We start from the raw sequence: 19,983 nt of genomic DNA, 5'->3' as shown, positions 1-19,983 counted from the left end.
CTCAAGTTTTGCGGGCCGCCGGGGAAGACATACCGCGGTCGCTGACAGTTGGGGGGTAACGCGCGTGTTGTATCGCCTGACCGACGAGGCTCTCGTCTCGAATGGCTAGGTCTTCTGTCCGCAAGCGAACGCACATGCTCCCGCGCGCCATGTCTACCAGCTCACGCCCCCCAGTTGGCAACGCCACGGCAAATTCAATTTCGCGCTGCTTCCATAGGTTCCCGAACTTCGCAAAGATTTGTTGCGATGGGCCTGCACAAGGTCGCGTGCGAACGCAAGCTACGCATGAACACGGATCGTCACAACGCAGTGCAAGCCCCCACAAGGGGCTTGCACCTGGACGTCATGCGGCCACAAGCCTGCCCCGTATCGCTCAACCACACAAGGAGACAACAAACCCCGAACATCGCGACGCTGCATCGAGCGCCTCACTTGCCTGTTCATTCAAAAGCATCACGTCCGAATCCGCACAGCTGCGGAGCAGTTGATGTCGTGGTCGCGATGCGAAAACCCGCGTCGAACGGTTGCCGACTTCACATAGAACGCAACGTGCCATCACCTCAAGTCACAAGCACACTCAGAGGGAGGTTTGAAATTGGTCCATACAAAGAGAGACAAACAGCCAGGGGCTGTGGCTGTCTTGCACACCGACAGCATCGCCCATGGCCGGCTTATCCATCACTCCAAATTCCACGGCATCGTTGCCGGCGCCGCACTCTTGTTTCTACTCGCCGCATGCGGCGGTGGCGGCGATGATGCACCAAGCGCCTCCACAGCACCCGGTGTCACGACGGCCCCGGATGTGACGCCAACACCGGGCGTGACACCGCTGGCCAAGGACGAGCCCTATGCCGACGATGTCATCTACGACATGACGGAGAAGGGCAATATCACGTCCCTCAAGGAGGGCGCCGCCGTCACGCACCACGAAGCCACGCTGCGTGGCAAGACGCTGCGCTACACCGCCAAGGTTGGTCACCTGGTCGCGCGCGATACGCAGACCGACGAGCCGCAGGCGTCCATCTCGTATGTCGCCTTCACGCTTGATGGCCAAGACGCCGGCACCCGCCCGGTTACCTTTCTCTTCAACGGCGGCCCCGGCTCGCCCGCAGAAACTCTGCTAATGGGCTCGTTCGCGCCGAAGCGCGTGCGCACGAGCACGCCGTTGCCTACACCGCTCGGCCCCTACGCGTTTGAAGACAACTCCGAAACGCTGCTCGACCGCACTGATCTCGTCTTTCTTGATCCGCCTGGGACTGGCTGGTCATCCGCGATCGCACCCAAGACCAATGCCGATTTCTGGAACGCCGATGCCGACGTCAAAGTCGACTCGGAGTTCGTCATGCGGTATCTCAAGGTGAACGGACGGACCCAGTCGCCCGTCTTCATCTTTGGCGAATCGTACGGCGGCCCACGCGCCGCAATGATGAGCTATTACCTGATGAACAAGGTCAAGCAGCCGCTTGCCGGCACCGTTCTCTTCTCGCCCGCGCTGAACCACTACGGTGACGAAGTTACCGCAAACGTGACAGACCCGTTCTTTCCCACCGCCGCGATCACGGCTTGGTATCACAGTCAGAGTCGCACGGATGCGGACTCGCTCGTCAGCCCTGAAAACAGGAAGAAAAGCCTGGAGCAATTCCGCGCAGAAGCCATCGCCCTGGCTCGAGATCCGGCGGTTGCCGCCATGTACAAGGAGTGGGCACCGTATGGCTCGTTGAGTGGGCTTCTACGCATCTACAGCAGCCAAGATCCGGACCTTGAAAGACAGCTCAAAGCGAGGGGAAACAGTTGCATAAGCAATCCAAGCCAAGTTGGTTGCACTGCTAGCGGCTGGGCAAAGTGGATGGAGGCCTCGTCCGCGTGGAAGAATCTCCATGTGGAGGTTCTGGACGGCAAAAAGGTTTCAGCGCTCGCACAAAGCAGCAGTCCCGGGGATCTCATGACTTTGCCCCTCTCCCAGAACGCCGGCTTGGCAGCACAAATCAAAGCCTATGCTGGCCCGCAAGCGCTGCGCATTGCGTTTGCCCCCGTTACTAGCGCGTTTGTGGCCGATCAGGCCAAGTTAGTCAATCTGTTGATTCCTGGCGTTGTGCTCGGGCAATACGACTCACGCACATCGAATACCAGTGACGTTAAAGCCGCTGTCGGCAGCTATCTGCTCTCTGACCCAGCTATCGGTGACATAGCTTCGCCCCACGCCACAACACGCGCAGCCTATGTACACGACACACTCAAGTACAGCACGGCATCGCTCTATCAAGGGCTCAGCTTAAGGCGGCCAATGGGCACGTGGGTATCGGATCCCAAACACATCGACCCGTCCGGCAAGACCAACCGGATCAACTCACTACCGGATCTCCAGCAGGCGCTGATCGATAACCCGAAGTTCAAGGTCATTGCGCTGTCCGGCTATTACGACACGGTGACGCCCTTCTTCCAAACGCAGATGGATATCGAAAGCCTCGTGCTGCCGGCCGAACTCAAGGGCAATGTCTCTAGCCGGTATTTCGAAGCGGGCCATATGGGATACGCCGACGACAAGGCGCGCCAGACCATCCGTGCGGATCTCGAGGCGTTCTACAACGCGGCGCTGAGCAAGCCGACGCAGTAGCGCTTCGCCTGCACGGTTCACAGCTGTGTAAAGCAACGATTGGCACTGCCCTTCATGGTCGCGCGAACAGTCACCTCGCACGGCCACGCGTTCACGCTGCGTCGCGCCCCAGCCGGCGCGATGCAGCGAACCCGAACGCCTGCTTACGGCGATGTCACGCATCGCCACCCACTTCCTTGCTACGGATACGCTCCATGAATGCCACCTTTTCAGCCAGGGCCCTGATACGCAAATCGATCGGGCACGACTGCATCGCATCTCATCAATCCACTCCCTTCATCCGTCACACCAGGTCCACCTGTTCTGCGATGGCCTGCGCGTTGCTGCTTGCCGCTTGCGGCGGCGGTGAAGACGCCCCGGTGGCAGCCCCGGACACGCCACCCACCACACAATCGCCCCCCGCCACCTCGGTGCAGCTGGCGGACCAGCCTTACACTGGAAGCGACACGTTTGCTCTTGACGCAACAGGCACGGCCAACGATCTGACCGAGATTACCGCTGTCACACATCACACGATGACGATCAACGGTGTGACGCTGCAATACACCGCAACGGTTGGCAACCTGTTGATCCGCGAATCGGGGTCCAACAAGCCGCTCGCCAAGATCTCGTATGTTGCATTCTCCAAAGATGAAGCGCCCGCCCTGCAGCGGCCCATTACCTTTCTCTTTGGCGATGGAATCGGTGGATCGTCCGCCAACCTGATGCTCAATGCGTTTGGTCCGCGCAAGTTGGCCTCGCCAACGGATACGGCACTGGCCGATAACGAGGCGACGCTGCTCGCGCAATCCGATCTGGTGTTCGTCAACCCGGTTGGCACCGGCTACTCGATGGCCTTCAGTGGCAAGACCAATGCAGATTTCTGGAACTGGGATCAAGGCGCCAGCGCCGACGCCAAGTTCATCTTCCGCTACCTGGATGTCAACAATCGCGTGGCATCGCCCAAGTTCTTGCTGGGCGACGGCAACGGCGCCATGCGAGCCGCGCTCGTCAACTTCTCGCTGAAGGATCTGCACGGCATCGCAGTCAATGGCGTTGGGCTGATCTCGCCCCAGTGGAACTCAGATGTCTCGGCGCATCGGACTGTCTCGGCAGACCAGCGCTATATTTTCCCCGCAGGCCAAGCGCTGCTGCCGACCATCGCGATGACTGCGCGCCGGCACGGCAAATCCGCCGGCAGGGAAGTCGTCAAATCTGAGGCGGTATTCCGCCAGGATCTGCGCACGTTCTCCGAAGGCCAATACGCGAAATTCTGGTCGCTCAGCCGGGATACGAAACTTGCCGCCGATGCCTCCGCAGCATGGTCGCAACTTTCCACGCGGGTCGCCAATTACACCGGGGGCACGGTCCCGCAGACCGCACAGGATTTTCTGGACACCTTTGGCACCGCAGCCTTGATATCGAAGAACCTGCTCGGCAACGCAAACCAGTTGCTTGGCATGCGGAACACGCGCACCGTTCTCGCCGCCGGCCAGGCCGAAGCCGCCGTCACCGTAAGCAAGGATGCGGTCAACAACTATCTGCGCAAGGAATTGCAGTTCAACGTCGGCTCAGACTTTGTAGTCGACAACTCCGATATGGCGCGCGCCAGCTGGGTTGATACCGTCACCAGGCCTGACCTGCCATTCAAACCCACCAAGACAGATACGTCTGGTTATCACCTGTTGGCGGGCATCCTGCTGAACCACGACCTCAAGGTCATCACCATCGACGGCTACTACGATGCGGTATCGCCCTTCTACACAACCAGCCTGATGTTCGATGCCTTCCAACTGGAGCCGGACGAGCGACGCGGTGTGCAGCAGCACGTCATGGAGGCGGGCCACTCGCCGCACCTCGATCCCACACTGCGCACGGAGGTCGTCGGCAAGCTCGGGGCGTTCTATTCCAGCACGCTGAAGGCCATGGGACTGCTTTAACGGGAAACAGGACCGCCGGGGCATCATGCGCCCCGGCAGCCGCAGAAGCATTGCGTGCTGCCGGCGTTCCCCTTGCGGGCAGGGCGTCACGAATCGTCAGTCTCTGCGCGAGTCGAATCGACTTCACCATGGTCCTTCCGTCACCGGCTTTTCGGTGGCAGCGTCTAACGGCCCATCCAACATGGCTGGACGAACCGCCAGCGGCGGCTCTTTTTCGTCTGGGCGCAAACGCCTGTTGCTTCTCCACCTTCTGCTTATCAAAAGGCCTCGATGTTGCCGCTGGCGTGCACAGTATCCCTAAGCCCAGCCTGCAATTAGCACGGGTGCGCAGGTCAGCCTGTGCATTCCGCCGATCTGCGCTGGCTCGTTGGTGCCGGGCAGTGCCAACCACTTCGAAGGCAAGACCGACAGCACCTATGCCTCGGTGGTCCAGCAAAGTTGCATTGCAGCCGGGGCCGGTGGCTACAACGTCAACGTGAAGGGCGCGGGACGAACTTAATCAACGCAATCGCCTGGCGCCATACGGCAGCATCGAGTGGATTTACGGCAGGCGCGTGTTGTCTTGATGCGACGTGGCACGGCGCCGCCTCCCCACCCATGTACTGATAGCTGTTCAATTGCGTTCGATAAACGCAAGCCATATCAAAACAAGAAAAAATGAAAACCGAACTCCAAAGCAAACGGCGCCTGCTCACCCTTGCAGGTCTGGCACTACTCACCCCTGGCTGTGCGCGGATCGCCCGCTATCAGGCCTATCAGAAAGTCAAAGAGGAAAGAAATAGCCGGGACTTGACGCTGCTGCGCAGCCTCAAAACCGTGACGGTTCTCGCGCCCAAGACGGACAAGGACGTCGGCTTTGCTGTCCTGCCCTCAACCTTCGCGACGAAAGAACATATGGAATCGATATGGGCCAACAAGCCTGGCTACATAAAGGCAATCTACGCATCAATGACCAACCAGACGCTCTCGGCGGAATTCTCGGACGCCGTGGCCCGCCGACTGGAAAACCTTGGGTATACGGTGAAGCAAGTCTTCAGTGATGAGCTGATGAACGACAGTCAGACGATCAGCGAGGCGCCCTTCGATACCGATTTCACGTATGCAGTTACGGCGCCGCAGCTAGCGATCGTTGCTGAACCCATCACCCTGGGGCCGGATCATTACTTCCTCACATTGGGGGTCGACAGTACCGTTGCTCACGCACGGCAGGTACTTTCTTTAGGCATGAGAGGCAGGTATGGCCGGAACTACTACCTATTCACGGAGCAATGGGATTACCCTGCGGCAGTTCGAAACCTACTGACCAAATACATGGATGAGATGGTTGATCGGCTCTTTTCCCCGATCGAACCCGCGTAATGCCCCTCGGTCGTCTATGAACGCCTCAACAACGCACATCCGGTCGCAGCACCTTGAAACGGAATCGTTGCTCAGCCAGAGCTTCTGCGTCGTGGACGAGGAGAACGGCACCGCCTCCATGAAGATCAAGTTCGTCACCGATCTCCATGCGCGCTAGCCACAAGTACGTCGTACATGGACGGGGCCGAGGCAGGTGGGCTTTGCTTGTATCAAGTTCCAGTAGAAAACGTCTTGCGCCCACGGTCGCACGAGTGCATGCCGAGCCCACATATCCAACCCAATCTTTAGCATGCGCGGCCCGCGGCCAAGTGCATGCCGCCGTCAGCCAAGCGCGCTACCATCGGCGTTCTTTTCACCCTCTCCCCAATTCCACCATGTCCGATATCCAACGCCTCCACACCAACGCCCGCATGAGCCAGATCGTCATCGCCAACGGCGTCGTGCATCTGGCAGGCCAAGTGCCCGACATCGATTTCAAGTCGATCACCGAGCAGACCAACAACATCCTCACCCGCATCGACAAGCTGCTGGCTGAAGCCGGTGTCGACAAGACGCGCCTGCTGACCGCCAACATCTGGCTGACCGACGCCAAGCACTTTGCCGAGCTGAACACCGCCTGGGAAGCCTGGGTGCCGGCCGGCCACGCGCCTACGCGCGCCTGCGTGCAGTCGGGCCTGATGCGCCCGGGCATTGACGTTGAGATCGCCGTGACGGCGCTGGCCAAGGGCTGAGGCTCCCATGCGCTTTGACACCCTCGTGCTGGGCGCCGGCATTGTCGGCGTGTCGGTGGCCGTGCATCTGCAGCAGCGCGGGCGCGCTGTCGCGCTGGTGGACCGCAAGGCACCGGGCAATGAAACCTCGTTCGGCAACGCGGGGCTGATCCAGCGCGAGGGCGTCTATCCGTATGCGTTCCCGCGTGACCTGCCGACGTTGCTGCGTTACGCGAGCAATACGTCGGCCGATGTGCACTACCACCTGGGCGACCTACCCGGCCTGCTGCCCTTCCTGTGGCAGTACTGGCGCAACTCGCACCCGGCGCGGCACGCGGCCATTGCGCGGGCGTATGCGCCGCTCATCGCGCACAGCGTGACGGAACATCGCGCACTGGCGCAGGCGGCCGGCGCCAACGCGTTGATCCGCCCGATCGGCTGGATCAAGGTATTCCGCAACGCCGCCACGCAGGACGAAGAAACACGCGCCGTGGAGCGCTGGCACCGTGAATACGGCGTCGGCTACGAAGCCCTTGACCCCGCGCGCCTGCGGGCGGCCGAACCGCATCTGGACCCCTCGCTGCTGGGCGGGCTGCGCTATACAGATTCCGATGCCGTGAGCGACCCCAACGCGCTGGTGACGGCATATGCGAAATACTTCGAGCAAATCGGCGGCTGCCTGTTCGAAGGCGATGCCAAGACGCTGACAAGCAACGCTCCGTGGCTGGTGCAAACCGCGCAGGGTGAGATTCGCGCCGACAACGTCGTCGTGGCGTTGGGCCCGTGGGCGGACGTGATCACCCCACGTCTGGGCTACCGGCTGCCGCTGGCCGTCAAGCGTGGTTACCACATGCACTACGCCCCTGCGCCGGGCATGCGGTTGAACCACCCCGTGCTCGATGCCGACGGCGGCTACGTGCTCGCACCGATGGCACGCGGCATCCGCCTGACCACCGGCGCCGAACTCGCGCACCGTGACGCGCCAAAGACGCCCGTGCAGTTGAACGCCGTCGAGCCCGTCGCGCGCAAGTTGTTTCCGCTGGCCGAACGCATCGACGCCGAACCGTGGATGGGCGCCCGCCCCTGCACGCCCGACATGCTGCCGATCATCGGGCCCGCACCACGCCATGCCGGCATGTGGTTCGCCTTCGGCCACGCGCACCACGGCCTGACGCTGGGCCCGATCACCGGGCGATTGATTGCTGAAATGATGGCGGGCGAGACCCCCGTCGTGGATGTTCACCCGTTCCGCGCTCAGCGGTTCTGGGAAGCCGCTACGTCACCCCACCCTGGCACGAGTACTTGATCGAAAGCAGGCCGTCCAGCCCGCACCACGGCCGGCATACCCCTCTTCGCACTCACCCGCTCTGTCCTGCTTATGCATTATTCTTCCCCCCCTTCAACAACCTCACACCTTTTCAAATCCACCATCGCCATGAAACGCTTGCTGCTGACTGCGCTGTGCCTGTCGAGTGCTACCGCCTTCGCCAACGATCAGGTTCTGCTGGAAACCCCGATCACGTACCTGCCCGAGGCCGGCGTGGTGCAATCGGTCAAAGACGAATGCCAGATCGAAAGCATGCTGGCGCGCCGCGTAGGCGATGTGCTGCGCAAGATCGAGAAGACCGACAACGTGACTATTGCCGCAGGCACCAGCGCGGGCGAGGCAAAGGTGCTGCGCCTGCAGATCTCGCACGTATTGGGGGTTGGCGGCGGCGCATGGACGGGGCCCAAGGCCATCACGGTGGTGGCCTCGTTGGTTGACGGTGGCAAGGTCGTACGCCAGACCAAGATCAACCGCTGGACGCTGGGCGGCTTGTGGGGCGGGTTCAAGGGCACCTGCTCGATCCTGGAGCGCAGCGCAATTGCCATCGGCAAAGACCTGGGCCGTTGGGTGCGCAACCCATCCTATGTCATCAAGAACGAAGACCCGCCTGCGGAAGCCGCCTCCGCTCCGGCTGCTGAAACAACGGCCGACACGAAGGAACAATAAGCGCATAACCGAGGCGCGCGGCAGACCACAGCGTTACGCCGCCGCCACGGCATCCAGCGGATACACCGGCCGCTGCACCTTCGCGAACGGGAAGCGCGCGTAGTCCGAACTGGTCACGCCGCCGCCGTCGCACTCCACCACGGCTTTTGCCATCGGCACGAATACCGGCCGGCAATACATGCGCGACTTCAGTAGCACGAAACGCGCCGCATGTGGGTCTACGCCAATTTGCGTGAAGATGCCGACGTCCCAATGCTCTTGCGGCGTCTCGGTCACGACCACCTGTGCCGCGCCAATGTCGAGCAATACCGTGCGCCCCATACGGATGCGCTGGCCAGTGTAGGTCGGGCCGGTGATGACGTACTCGCCATTGCTGATGGCAGCGACCTTGCCCGTCAGCGCACGCGACACTGGATACACGCCCAACTGCACAAGCGGCACCTTGTCGCCCACCGGCAGCGTGACAGTGGCACCCACGCCCGCGTCGATCATTGCGGCGACGGCCTCGGGGTCGCATACGGGGCCGACGGCAATGCCCGTTAACCCTTGCCTCAAGGCTTCGTGCAGGACGTGCATGTCGTCGCATGTGCCGCCCGACATGCAGTTGTCGCCGTGGTCGAGCAACAGTACCGGGCCGCTGCCGGGGCCGTTCGCCAGCTTGGCGGCACGCGCAATCGAATCGGCTAGCGGTTCGGAGCGATAGACGAAGCCTTCGCGGCCGGCCCAGATCGCATCGGCGATGCGCTGCGCGGCGGCATCGGCGGCTTGGGCATCGCCATTGCCGACCACCACGACCGACAGGCACGGCGCGGCAATATCCGCCAGCCCGAAGCCTGCGAGAATCGACACGGCCAGCATGCCGTCGGCCTCCGCCTGCTTCGCCAGCGCCACTGCACGGTGCATCGCACCCTCGTCGGTCCGGCTGCGCAGCGTGTGCGTAACCATCGGCAAACGGCGCCACGCGAGCACGGGGTTCGCGCGTCCGGCCAGCTTGTCAAACAACAGGCGGCCTGCGTGTGCGCCCGTCTCGTACATGTCGACATGCGGATACGTCTTGAAGCTGACCGCGATGTCCGCCAGGTCGATGAACTTCTGCGTGAGGTTGCCGTGCAAGTCCAACGCAACGGCAATCGGCACATCGGGCGCGACCGCGCGCAGGCGTTCGAGCAAGTCGCCCTCGCCGTCGTCGCTGTTCTCGGCGACCATCGCGCCGTGCAGGTCGAGCAGTAGCGCGTCGCACCCGGGCGCGGCGGCAACGATGGCGTCGCACAGCGCGGTGTAGGCCTCGGCGGCCACGCGCCCGCTGGGGTTGGCGCCGGCGATGACGGGCACGACAATCTCGGCGCCCGCCGCCTCGGCCAGGTCAATAAATGCACCGGCCGCCGTGCGCGTGCCCTTGGCGGCGCGGTAGGCATCAGCGCCGTAGTGCGGATGGAACGACGCCAGCGGCGTCGGCACTGGCGAGAACGTGTTGGTTTCGTGATTGAAGCGGGCGATCAGGATACGCATGGTTGTGCAGATCAGGGGCGACCAGCGGCTTGCAGCACGGCGTGCAGCAGCACGTTGCAGCCGGCCTCCAGATGTTCGGGACGGGCGTCTTCGATCTCGTTGTGGCTGATGCCATCCTTGCAGGGCACGAAGATCATGGCGGTGGGCGCCACGCGCGCAAGGTAGACCGCGTCATGCCCCGCCCCGCTGATAACGTCCATCTCCGACAACCCGAGCTGGCGCGCGCCGTTGCGCACTGCATTCACCAGCGTCGCGTCAAACGGCTGCGGCGGGAAGTAGACGACCTGGCGCAGCGCAATGTCGATACCGCTGCGCGCACGCAGTTCCGCCACGGCGTCATGCAGCACGGCATCCATGTCGGAGAGCACGGTATCGTCCGCCGCGCGCAGGTCGATCGTCATCGACACGCGGCCCGGAATCACGTTGCGCGAATCAGGATGCACGCTCAGGCAGCCCACGGTGGCGCGCGCATGCGGCGGACGCTCCCGCGCGATGCGGTTGACGATGCCGACCAGTTCTGCTGCCGGCAGCAACGCATCGCGGCGCAGTTCCATGGGCGTGGGGCCGGCGTGCGCTTCCATGCCGGTCAAGACCACGTCGTACCAGCGCTGGCCGAGCGCGCCCGTCACCACGCCAATCGTCTTGCCGTGCGCTTCCAGCACGGGGCCCTGCTCGATATGCGCTTCGAAATACGCGCCCACGGCGCGGCCGCCCACAGGTTCGCTGCCCGCGTAGCCAATGCTGCACAGCGCCTCGCCCACGGTCACGCCGTCACGGTCTTGCGCGGCCAGCACGGCATCCATCGCGAACTCGCCAATGAACGCGCCCGAGCCCATCATCACCGGCACGAAGCGCGAGCCCTCTTCGTTCGTCCACACGGCCACTTCGATGGGCGCCTCGGTTTCGATGCCCGCATCGTTGAGCGTGCGCACGACCTCGATGCCCGCGAACACGCCGTAGTTGCCGTCGAACTTGCCGCCGGTGGGCTGCGTGTCGATATGGCTGCCGGTCATCACGGGCGGCAGCGCGTTGTTGCGGCCGGGGCGGCGCGCAAACAGGTTGCCGATGGCGTCTACGCGCACGGTGCAGCCGGCAGCCTCGGCCTGCGCGACGAAGAAGTCGCGGCCCTGGCGGTCGAGATCGGTCAATGCGAGGCGCCGCACGCCGCCCTTGGGCGTAGCACCGATGCGCGCCTGCTGCATGAGCGTGTCCCACAGGCGCGCGCCGTTGATTTGGAGTCGGGTATCTGTCGTCATGTTGTCTCTTCTGGTCAGGCGGCCAGGCCAACGCCGAGATAGCGGTCCTTGATGGCGTCGTCGGCGCGGAAAGCGTCATTGGTGCCGGTGTAGACCACGCGGCCCTGTTCGATGATCACGTGGCGGTCGGCCAGTTGCGTGCAGACTTCCAGGTTCTGTTCGACCAGCAGGATGGACACGCCCGCCTGCTTGATCGCCTTCAACTGCGCGACGATCTCTTCCACGATGACGGGCGCCAGCCCCTCCACCGGCTCGTCGAGCATCAGCAGGCGCGGGTGGTTCATCAGCGCGCGGCCGATGGCCAGCATCTGCTGCTCGCCGCCGGAGAGGTTGGCGCCGCCGTTGCGCCGCCGCTCGTGCAGACGCGGGAAGATGCGGTAGATGTCGGCCAACTGCCAGGGCGAATCACGCCGCGCGCCGAGCTTCAGGTTCTCTTCCACCGTCAGCAGCTTGAAGATGCCGCGATGCTCCGGCACCAGGCACAGCCCCTGCGCGGCAATGCGATGCGGCGGTTGCCCAGCGATCTCTTTGCCGCGAAAGCGCACATGCCCGCCGCGCGGCGTAACCACGCCCGCGATCGCCTTGAGCGTGGTCGACTTGCCCGCGCCATTGCGGCCGAGCAGCGTCACCAGTTCGCCCTCGCCCACCGCGAGCGCCACGCCCTGCAGCACGTGGCTCTTGCCGTAATAGCCGTGCAGGTCTTCAACGTCGAGGATCACCGTCGTTGTCACTTCTGGCCTCCCGTGATCATGTTGCCGAGGTAGGCGGCACGCACGCGCGAGTCTGCGCGCACTGCATCGGGCGTGCCCTCCATCAGCACCTTGCCCTGCTGCATGACGGTGATGGTGTCGGAGATGTCCATCACGATGTCCATGTTGTGCTCAATCAGTACGACGGTGTGGTCGTGCGCCAAGCCACGGATAAGCGCCTTCATGGCCGGCAGGTCGTCCACGCCCATGCCGGAAGTCGGCTCGTCGAGGAAGATGGCGCGCGGGTTGGCGGCCAGCGCCATGCCCACTTCCAGCCGGCGTTGCTGGCCGTGCGAGAGCGCGGCGGCGGGCGTATCGGCCAGGCGCGGCAGTTCGAGCCGATCAAGCACGCGGCCGACCGTATCGGTGCAGGCCAGATCGCCGTGCGGCAGGCGCCAGCCGTGCATTGCGCGGCGCGGCGTGGTGCCGAGCGCCGCAAGGCGCAGGTTCTCGCGCACGGACAGGCTCGGGAACAGGCTCGTCACCTGGAACGAACGTGCAATGCCGCGCTGCACGCGCTGGTAGTCGGCCTCACGCGTCACGTCATGGCCGTCGAAGACAATGCTGCCACCAGTGACCATGCGCGTGCCCGTGAGCATGTGGAACAACGTGGTCTTGCCCGCGCCATTGGGGCCGATGACGGAGTGCACCGTGCCGGGCATCACGCACAAATCCACGCCGCCCAGCGCGGTGAACTTGCCGTATTGCTTGACGATGCCCGTGGCTTGCAGGATGGGCGTGGTGCTCATGCGCGTTCCTCCTGAACAGCCGGTGCGGTGCGTGCCGTGCGCAAGCGTTGCCACAGCTTCTGCCCGAGTCCGAACAGCCCGCGCTGCATGAACAGGCTCACCGCAATCAACAGGAAACCGAGCAGCATCAGCCAGCGCGGCCACAACGTGGAAAGCCAATCCGACAGCAGCACATAGAACGCCGCGCCCAGCACCGAGGCAAACACATTGCCCGTGCCACCGATGACGGTCATCACCAGGATCATTTCGCTGACGTGGTAGTCGATGTTGGCCAGCGGCGCGATGCCCGTGAGCATGGCGTGCAGCGCGCCGGCCAACCCGGTGACCGCACCGGAGATGACGAACGCTAGCAGCTTGAATGCACGCACGTTGTAACCCACGGCGAGCGCACGTTCCTCGTTGTCGCGAATCGCCAGCAGCGTGCGGCCGAATACCGATTCGGTCACGCGCTGCACGAGGAAGAACACCACCAGGAACAGCGCCGCGACGAACGCGTAGAACGCCCACGGCGACCCAGCAAAAGCCGGGCGCGGAATATCGAGCAGGCCGTTATCCCCGCCCGTTAGCGACGGCGTGGTGTAGGCCAGGAAGTAGAACATCTGCGAGAACGCCAGCGTGAGCATGACGAAATACGTGCCGCGCTGGCGGATGGCAAACCAGCCCACCGCCGCCGCCACGATCGCACCGACGACCACCGCCAAACCCAGCGCCGCCGGCATCGGCAAAGCCAACTGCGTGAGGCCGATGCCGACCGCATAGCTACCCAGCCCGAAGAAGATGCCCTGCCCGAACGACAGCAACCCCGTGTAGCCGAGCAGCAGGTTGCAGGCCACGACAGCCATGGCGTAGACGAGCACTTCGGTGGCTAGCGTGCCGGAGGTCAACACCAACGGCAGCAGCAACGTCACGCCCAGCGCCAGCCACCAGAAGCGGTGGCGCGAGAGTCCTTGGAATGCGGCTTGCATCATCCCCTCCCCAGCAGGCCGTGCGGGCGCAGCAGCAACACGGCCGCCATCGCCACGTAGATCATCAGCCGCGCGCCCTCGGGCCACAGCGTGCTCATCAGGCTCTGCACGATGCCCACCAGCAGGCCGCCGACCAGCGCCCCCGCAAAGCTGCCCATGCCGCCCACCACCACCACGACGAAGGCGATACCAAGTGCCTCCACACCCATGAATGGTTCCGCGCCGCGAATGGGCGCAGCCAGCACACCTGCCATTGCGGCCGTGCCTGCGCCAAGCGCAAACATCAGGCTGAACAGCCGGAACACGTTGATGCCGAGCAGCGACACCATCTCGGTCGATTCACTGCCCGCGCGCACCGCGCTGCCGAGGCGCGTGCCCTCCAGCAGCCACCACAGCGCAAGCGCCAGCACGGCGGTAAAGCCGATCACGAACAGGCGGTATTTCGGGTAGACGAAATCGCCCCACATCACCACGCCCTGCAGCGCGTCGGGCGGCGGCACATCCACACCCAGCGGCCCCCATGCAACGATGATCAGCTCCTGCACCGCCAGCGCCAGCCCCACCGTGATGAGGATGTGGAACTCGTGCGCCTGCGCATACACGTGGCGCAGCAGCACCTTCTCCGTCACCCAGGCCAGCGCGCCAATGACAATGGGCGCGAGCACGAGCGCCAGCCAAAAGTTCATGCCCAGTTGCAGGGCCTCGAAGCAGAGATACGCACCCAGCGCATAGAACGCGCCGTGAGCGAAATTAACGAAGCGCAACAGCCCGAAGATGATCGACAGCCCCACTGCCAGCAGGAAGTAGAGCATGCCGATCCCCACGCCGTTGACGACCTGGAGCAGGTAGACGTTCATTGCGTTGACCGAAATGGCACTCAGGAAGACAAGCGCCCGCGCTTCAGCAATTGAAGCCGGGCGAGCGGCAGATCAGACCCTCAGGCCAGCTTGCACTGCGTCTGTTCAACCGGCAGGAACGCCTTGCCAACCGACACCACCTCGGCAAAGTCGTCCTTGTCCTTCATGCGGTTCTTGGGCTTGCCCTTGAGCAGGTAGTAGTTCTTGAGCACCTGATGGTCGGCCGCGCGAATTTCTTCGGGGCCCGTCAGGCCGTCGTACTTCATGCCCTGCAGCGCGGCAATCACGGCCTTCGGGTCGGCGCTGCCTGCCTTGACCATCGCGTCGAGCAGGATCTTGGTGCAGGTGTAAGAGCCCGCCAGGCTGTAGTTCGGGTTCATCTTCAACGCAGCCTGCGTGCGCTTGACGAGATCGCGGTTGGCGGGCGTATCCACGTCGTGCCAGTACTGCGCGCCGAAGTACACGCCGTCGCACAGGTCCGCCCCCAGCGATTCGAACTGCTCCAGGCCCGACGCCCACGCCACCAGGATCGTCGTGTTCTTCTTCATGCCAAAGCTCACCGCCTGGCGCAGCGTGTCGGACGATTGCGAGCCGAAGTTGAGAATCAGCAGCACGTCGGGCTTGGCGGCCATCGCGTTGGTCAGGTAGCCGCTGAATTCCTTCTCGGTGAGCGCGTGATAGCTGTTGCCCACATGCTCGATGCCCTTTTCCTTGAAGATGTTCTTGGCCGCTGAGAGCAGCCCGTCGCCAAACACGTACTGCGGCGTGATGGTGTACCAGCGCTTGGCCTTCGGCAGGGATTCGATCAGCGGGCGCACAGTGCGCTCGATGGCGCCGTAGGTCGGCACCGACCAACGGAACGTGGCGCGGTTGCAGTCCTTGCCGGTAATCTCATCCGCCCCGGCGGTGGTGATGAACACGCCGCCAAATTTCTCCGCCTCTTTTCCCATCGCCAGCGATTCGGAAGAGAGGATGCCGCCCGCGAAGTAGCGCGCGCTCTTCTGCTGCGCGAGTTCCTGCACCTTGCGCACGGCCGTGGCCGGCTTGCCCTCGGTGTCGAGCACGCTGTAAGCCAGCGGGCGGCCGAGCACCTTGCCGTACTGCTCCACGGCCAGCTTCATGCCCAAGTCGGCAAATTTGCCATTGGCGGCAAAGGCGCCGGACATCGGCACCGGGCAGCCCAGTTCGATGGCATCGGCAGCAAACGCGGAACGGGCCTGCAGCAGCGACGCGGGCACGGCGGACAGCGCCGCCAGTTTGAGCAAGTCTCGACGATTCAAAGCGCACTCCTTGGGTTCGTGTGTGGGACAGAACAAGCGCTTGGAGCCACCGTAGCGGCGCCTCCTCCTGGCCTTCACCGGCGAGGTTTTCGCCGACCGTCGAGTCGAGCAAGAACCGGACCAGTTTCTTATATTTGTTATGATAAATAGGCGAAATCATCATAGAAGTCGCATCGGCGCCGCGTCAACGACGGAGGCGTCGGTGTTTACGCCAAGGTGCGCAAGGTTGCGGTCGCGCATGAGGATGTAGAAAAGCAGTGCGCACGCACGCTCAGTGGGCATGCATGCACCAGCCGGATGCGCTGCCGGCCGAAGCCCCGCAGTTAGAATGCGCGCAACAAGGAACGGACATCCATGGCCACACTCGGAGCAGGCAAGACGGCGTCGATCGGCATCCGCAAGCAGAAGCGCGCCGACCTCGTTGCCGAAGAACTCAAGCGGCTGATCACGCAGCGCAACCTCAAGCCGGGCGACAAGCTCCCGCAGGAGATCAAGCTGCAGGAGACCTTTGGCGTGAGCAAGGGCACCATCCGCGAGGCGCTGAAATCGTTGGAGGTGCAGGGGCTGGTGAGCGTGAGCACGGGCCCGGCCGGCGGCGGCACGATCGTCGAGGTGCCGCTGGACCGCACGTTCCAGCTCATGCAGAACTACCTGTTCTTCAAGGACATCGGCATTGCGGACGTCTACACCGTGCGCCGCTTGCTGGAGCCAGAACTCGCCGCCGGCGCGGTGCCGCACCTCACGGACGACGACTTCCACGCGCTCGAGCACACCATCGACCTGTGCGACCCTGCATCAGCCAAGGCCGCCGCGCCGCTGGACCAGCGCCAGGAAGACCTGAGCTTTCACGACATCCTGGCCGCAGCCAATCCCAACCCGATGCTGCGGTTCTGCTGCGAGCTGATCAACGAAATGATTCGGCAGCTTGTGGTGTTCGGCAACGAGACCTCGCCCAAGGACCACGCCAAGTTCGGCGCATCCAACGTCAAGTTCCACCGGCAGATTCTGGACGCGGCCCGCGCGCGCGACGCTGAGCGCGTTCGCGAACTCATGAGCACGCACATGGAAGACTGCACGCACCACGTCACGCGCATGAAGGGCCGCGTGCACGGCCGTCTCGTACTCGATTCGGAGATGCCGCGCCGCAGCCGCCCGCTCATCGACGAGCACGGCAACGGCAACGGCAACGGCAACGGCAACGAAGAGGCATGACGATTCCGTCAATCGGCGTCACCGGATTTCCTCATTCGCGAGGGTATGCCTTGAAGGAAAGGAATGCACCAAGCAGGAAAATAATGATTGCCGCGGCGGCCATCACACCGGTGGCCTGAACAGCTCGCATCGCCATCCGAACAGCGCTGCGATCATCTTTGAGGTTTCCATCGTTGGCCTCCTGCACAACGATCCTTCGCACGACCCTTCGCCGTACGGCAAGCCGGTGCGATTGCCTGGTTGGTTGCTGCTGGCCAAACCGATAAATCCGTCGTCCGTTACCGCCAGGCTCAGCGCTGCCACGCGATCAGCGCGGATTCCGCAGGAAGGAACGCGTTGTCATGCCAGGCACGTACCCGCGGCGTGTAGTGATCCGCCGGACGCAATGCTGGAAGCGAGGCGGAGAAGATGTACCCTTCGATCGCGCCCGCGATCGGTCCGCCGGACGCCATGGGGATACATTCGGCAGGCAGGTCTCCGCTGGCGGCGGCATACAACTCGACCTTCACAGAATCAGGCGCAATCTCGCCCAGGTACACGGGAACGCAGATGCTCCACTGGTCACCCTCGCGTTTCGTCTCAACGGCTCCGAAATGCACTTGATGCCATTCGGTGGCAAGCGCGAGGTCCCACGCATGCAATGCGCGCGCCAAGCATGCCCCGCCTTCGCTCCGCTGCCGATACGTGTGAACGGCAGGTTGATAGAAGCGCGCCAGATACTCGACAAACATCCGATTCGCGCTGTATCTGGGCGCCAGGTGCGCCATGCTGCCGCGCACGCGCTGCAACCAGCTACGCGGAACGCCGAGCGCATCGCGCTCGTAAAATGCTGGCACGACTTCCTCTTCGAGCAGTTGGTACAAATGTTGGGCATCGGCTTCGTCGCTGCATTCTTCCTGGCCGCCGATCGCCCATCCGTATGCCGGTTGGTAAGCCTCGGCCCACCAGCCGTCCAGTTTTGACACGTTAAGCCCGCCGTTGCATAGCGTCTTCATGCCACTCGTGCCACACGCTTCCCAAAGCCTGCGCGGCGTGTTGATCCATATATCCACACCTTGCACCAACTGCTGCGCCAGCGTCATGTCGTAGTCTTCCAGCAGCACCACGTGCCTGCGGAGTTCCGGGCGGTGCGTGAATTCAAACCACTCCTGGATCAACGCCTTGCCCTCCTCGTCCTGTGGGTGTGCTTTGCCGGCGATGATCAATTGCATGGGACGTTGCGCATCGGTCAGCAGACGTGCCAGACGCGCCCGGTCGGTCAGCAGCAGATTCGGCCGCTTATATGCGGCGAAACGGCGTGCCATCCCAAGCGTCAGGATATTGGGGTCGAGAACTTGCGCCGCTTCCGACACCTCCTGCACCGAGGCGCCACGCTGGCCCAGCTGCCACGCCAGGCGTTCTCGGGCATGGCGCACCAGGTCGTGACGCTGCTTGGCGGCCAGTGTCCACAAGGCCTCGTCGGAGCAGGCGGATATGGGCTCGGTGAATTCGTCAGTTGCGCCAAGCCAACGGTCCTTGCCGCACGCACAAGTCCAGAAATCATCCGACCATACCGAGTCCCACGACGGCACGTGTACGCCATTTGTGACATGGCGCACAGGCACCTCCTCCAGCGGCCAGCGCGGATACAACTCACTGAACAGGCGTCGACTGACCTCTCCATGCAGGCGGCTGACGGCACTGGCCTGTGCACAGCCGCGCAGCGCCAGATACGTCGTGTTGAATGGTTCCCGATCGTCCAAGGGATTCCGTCGACCCAGCGCGAGAAATTCGCGCAGCGAAAGGTCAAATGCCTTGAAATATTCACGGCCGTAGCTATAGATCAGCGATGGCGGGAAAGCGTCGAATCCGGCTGGCACCGGCGTGTGTGTGGTGAAGACATTGCCGGCCCGCGTGGCCCACAGGGCCTCGCGAAATGATGTTCCGGTGCGACCCATGAATCGTCGGGCACGCTCCAGCACGAGCAGCGCCGCATGGCCCTCGTTGAGATGGCATACCTCGACATCGATGCCGAGCGCCTCGAGCATTGTCCAGCCGCCGATGCCCAGCACGATTTCCTGAAGCAGGCGCATTTCCGCGCTGCCGCCGTAGAGCTTGGCGGTAATGCCGCGATCGGCGGCACCGTTGCGCACGTCATTGCTGTCCAACAAGTACAGACGCGTACGCCCAAGGTTGGCCTGCCAGATCCGCAGATACAGATTGCGCCCGGGCAACGCCAATGCGATCTTCTGCCACGCGCCGTCCTGGCCGATCACGGGTTGTATCGGCAAATTGGTCGGATCGTTATACGGATAGGCTTCGCGCTGCACCCCGGCGGCATCGATGATCTGGCGAAAATAGCCCTCCTGATAAAGCAGGCCAACGCCGATCACCGGCGCATCGAGGTCGCTCGCGGTCTTGAGGTAGTCACCTGCCAGCACGCCCAACCCGCCCGCGTAAAGCGGAAGCGCCTCGCTCAGGCCAAACTCCATGCTGAAGTACGCGATCATTCGTGGGCTGTCGGCGGTTCTCCTTTTTGAAAACCAGCCGGGGTCGCCAAGATAGCGGGCACGATTCTCGACGGCGCGCTCCAGCTCTTCCAGGAAGGCACCGTTCTGTCCGAGCTCGTCAAGACGGTCCTGCGGCACGTTCTGCAGGATGACCCACGGATTGTGACTGCGCTCCCACAGCTCCGGGTCGACGCTTCTCCATAGCGCATCCAGTGCGTGGTTCCAGGTCCAGCGCAAATCCAGAGCCAGCTCGGTCAACGCCGAGAGACGTTCTGGCAAGACGCGCGGCAGAAACGCATACACGAAGACACCCTCAACACAA

At 63.2% G+C, this 19,983-nt stretch carries 16 protein-coding genes; 7 read left to right on the top strand and 9 right to left on the bottom strand.

Going from position 1 to position 19,983, the window contains the following annotated elements; translation table 11 throughout:
• The first annotated feature begins 640 nt into the window (after positions 1–640).
• From B4F51_RS14505 to B4F51_RS14480, 6 genes are all read left to right on the top strand, one after another.
• A complete protein-coding gene (locus B4F51_RS14505) occupies positions 641–2,614 on the top strand; it encodes a S10 family serine carboxypeptidase-like protein (RefSeq protein WP_296226618.1) in 1,974 nt (657 codons plus the stop codon).
• Between the two features lie 194 nt (positions 2,615–2,808).
• Positions 2,809–4,533 carry a hypothetical protein gene (locus B4F51_RS14500; protein WP_296226617.1) on the top strand — a complete coding sequence of 575 codons (1,725 nt, stop codon included), beginning with the start codon at positions 2,809–2,811 and terminating at the stop codon, positions 4,531–4,533.
• 657 nt (positions 4,534–5,190) lie between these two features.
• Positions 5,191–5,892, top strand: coding sequence for a hypothetical protein (locus B4F51_RS14495; protein ID WP_296226616.1), 702 nt, complete (start codon positions 5,191–5,193; stop codon positions 5,890–5,892).
• A gap of 374 nt (positions 5,893–6,266) precedes the next feature.
• The gene (locus B4F51_RS14490) at positions 6,267–6,623 is read left to right on the top strand and encodes a RidA family protein (protein WP_296226615.1); all 357 of its coding nucleotides are present in this window, start codon (positions 6,267–6,269) and stop codon (positions 6,621–6,623) included.
• Positions 6,624–6,630: 7 nt separating this feature from the next.
• A complete protein-coding gene (locus B4F51_RS14485; protein WP_296226614.1) occupies positions 6,631–7,908 on the top strand; it encodes an NAD(P)/FAD-dependent oxidoreductase in 1,278 nt (425 codons plus the stop codon).
• Positions 7,909–8,037: 129 nt separating this feature from the next.
• Positions 8,038–8,595: a hypothetical protein gene (locus tag B4F51_RS14480; RefSeq protein WP_296226613.1), complete on the top strand. Its 558-nt coding sequence runs from the start codon at positions 8,038–8,040 to the stop codon at positions 8,593–8,595.
• 33 nt (positions 8,596–8,628) lie between these two features.
• On the opposite strand, the gene B4F51_RS14475 is transcribed toward B4F51_RS14480, so the two are convergent.
• The 7 genes from B4F51_RS14475 to B4F51_RS14445 form a co-directional block, all read right to left on the bottom strand.
• Entirely contained in the window at positions 8,629–10,104 is a 1,476-nt protein-coding gene (locus tag B4F51_RS14475) for a M81 family metallopeptidase (protein ID WP_296226612.1), read from the bottom strand.
• 11 nt (positions 10,105–10,115) lie between these two features.
• Positions 10,116–11,360, bottom strand: a complete 1,245-nt coding sequence (locus B4F51_RS14470) for a Zn-dependent hydrolase (protein ID WP_296226611.1) — start codon at positions 11,358–11,360, stop codon at positions 10,116–10,118.
• Positions 11,361–11,374: 14 nt separating this feature from the next.
• Positions 11,375–12,079: an ABC transporter ATP-binding protein gene (locus B4F51_RS14465; protein WP_296226621.1), complete on the bottom strand. Its 705-nt coding sequence runs from the start codon at positions 12,077–12,079 to the stop codon at positions 11,375–11,377.
• Between the two features lie 8 nt (positions 12,080–12,087).
• Positions 12,088–12,858, bottom strand: a complete 771-nt coding sequence (locus B4F51_RS14460) for an ABC transporter ATP-binding protein (RefSeq protein ID WP_296226610.1) — start codon at positions 12,856–12,858, stop codon at positions 12,088–12,090.
• Complete coding sequence (locus B4F51_RS14455; protein WP_296226608.1) at positions 12,855–13,823, bottom strand: branched-chain amino acid ABC transporter permease; 969 nt, start codon at positions 13,821–13,823, stop codon at positions 12,855–12,857. Before B4F51_RS14455 ends, B4F51_RS14460 begins: the two co-directional genes overlap by 4 nt.
• Positions 13,823–14,680, bottom strand: coding sequence for a branched-chain amino acid ABC transporter permease (locus B4F51_RS14450; RefSeq protein WP_296226606.1), 858 nt, complete (start codon positions 14,678–14,680; stop codon positions 13,823–13,825). Before B4F51_RS14450 ends, B4F51_RS14455 begins: the two co-directional genes overlap by 1 nt.
• An 80-nt stretch (positions 14,681–14,760) precedes the next feature.
• Complete coding sequence (locus tag B4F51_RS14445) at positions 14,761–15,960, bottom strand: ABC transporter substrate-binding protein (protein ID WP_296226604.1); 1,200 nt, start codon at positions 15,958–15,960, stop codon at positions 14,761–14,763.
• 354 nt (positions 15,961–16,314) lie between these two features.
• Here B4F51_RS14445 and B4F51_RS14440 point away from each other — a divergent pair, with 354 nt between their 5' ends.
• A complete protein-coding gene (locus B4F51_RS14440; RefSeq protein WP_296226602.1) occupies positions 16,315–17,172 on the top strand; it encodes a FadR/GntR family transcriptional regulator in 858 nt (285 codons plus the stop codon).
• A gap of 31 nt (positions 17,173–17,203) precedes the next feature.
• On the opposite strand, the gene B4F51_RS14435 is transcribed toward B4F51_RS14440, so the two are convergent.
• Together B4F51_RS14435 and glgP are read right to left on the bottom strand one after the other, a co-directional pair.
• A complete protein-coding gene (locus B4F51_RS14435; RefSeq protein WP_296226601.1) occupies positions 17,204–17,374 on the bottom strand; it encodes a hypothetical protein in 171 nt (56 codons plus the stop codon).
• 88 nt (positions 17,375–17,462) lie between these two features.
• Positions 17,463–19,964: an alpha-glucan family phosphorylase gene (gene glgP / locus B4F51_RS14430; RefSeq protein WP_296226600.1), complete on the bottom strand. Its 2,502-nt coding sequence runs from the start codon at positions 19,962–19,964 to the stop codon at positions 17,463–17,465.
• Between the last annotated feature and the right edge of the window lie 19 nt (positions 19,965–19,983).

This window comes from Ralstonia sp. UBA689 (assembly GCF_002298975.1).
Lineage (GTDB): Bacteria > Pseudomonadota > Gammaproteobacteria > Burkholderiales > Burkholderiaceae > Ralstonia.
This window is presented reverse-complemented; position numbering and strand designations above follow the sequence as displayed.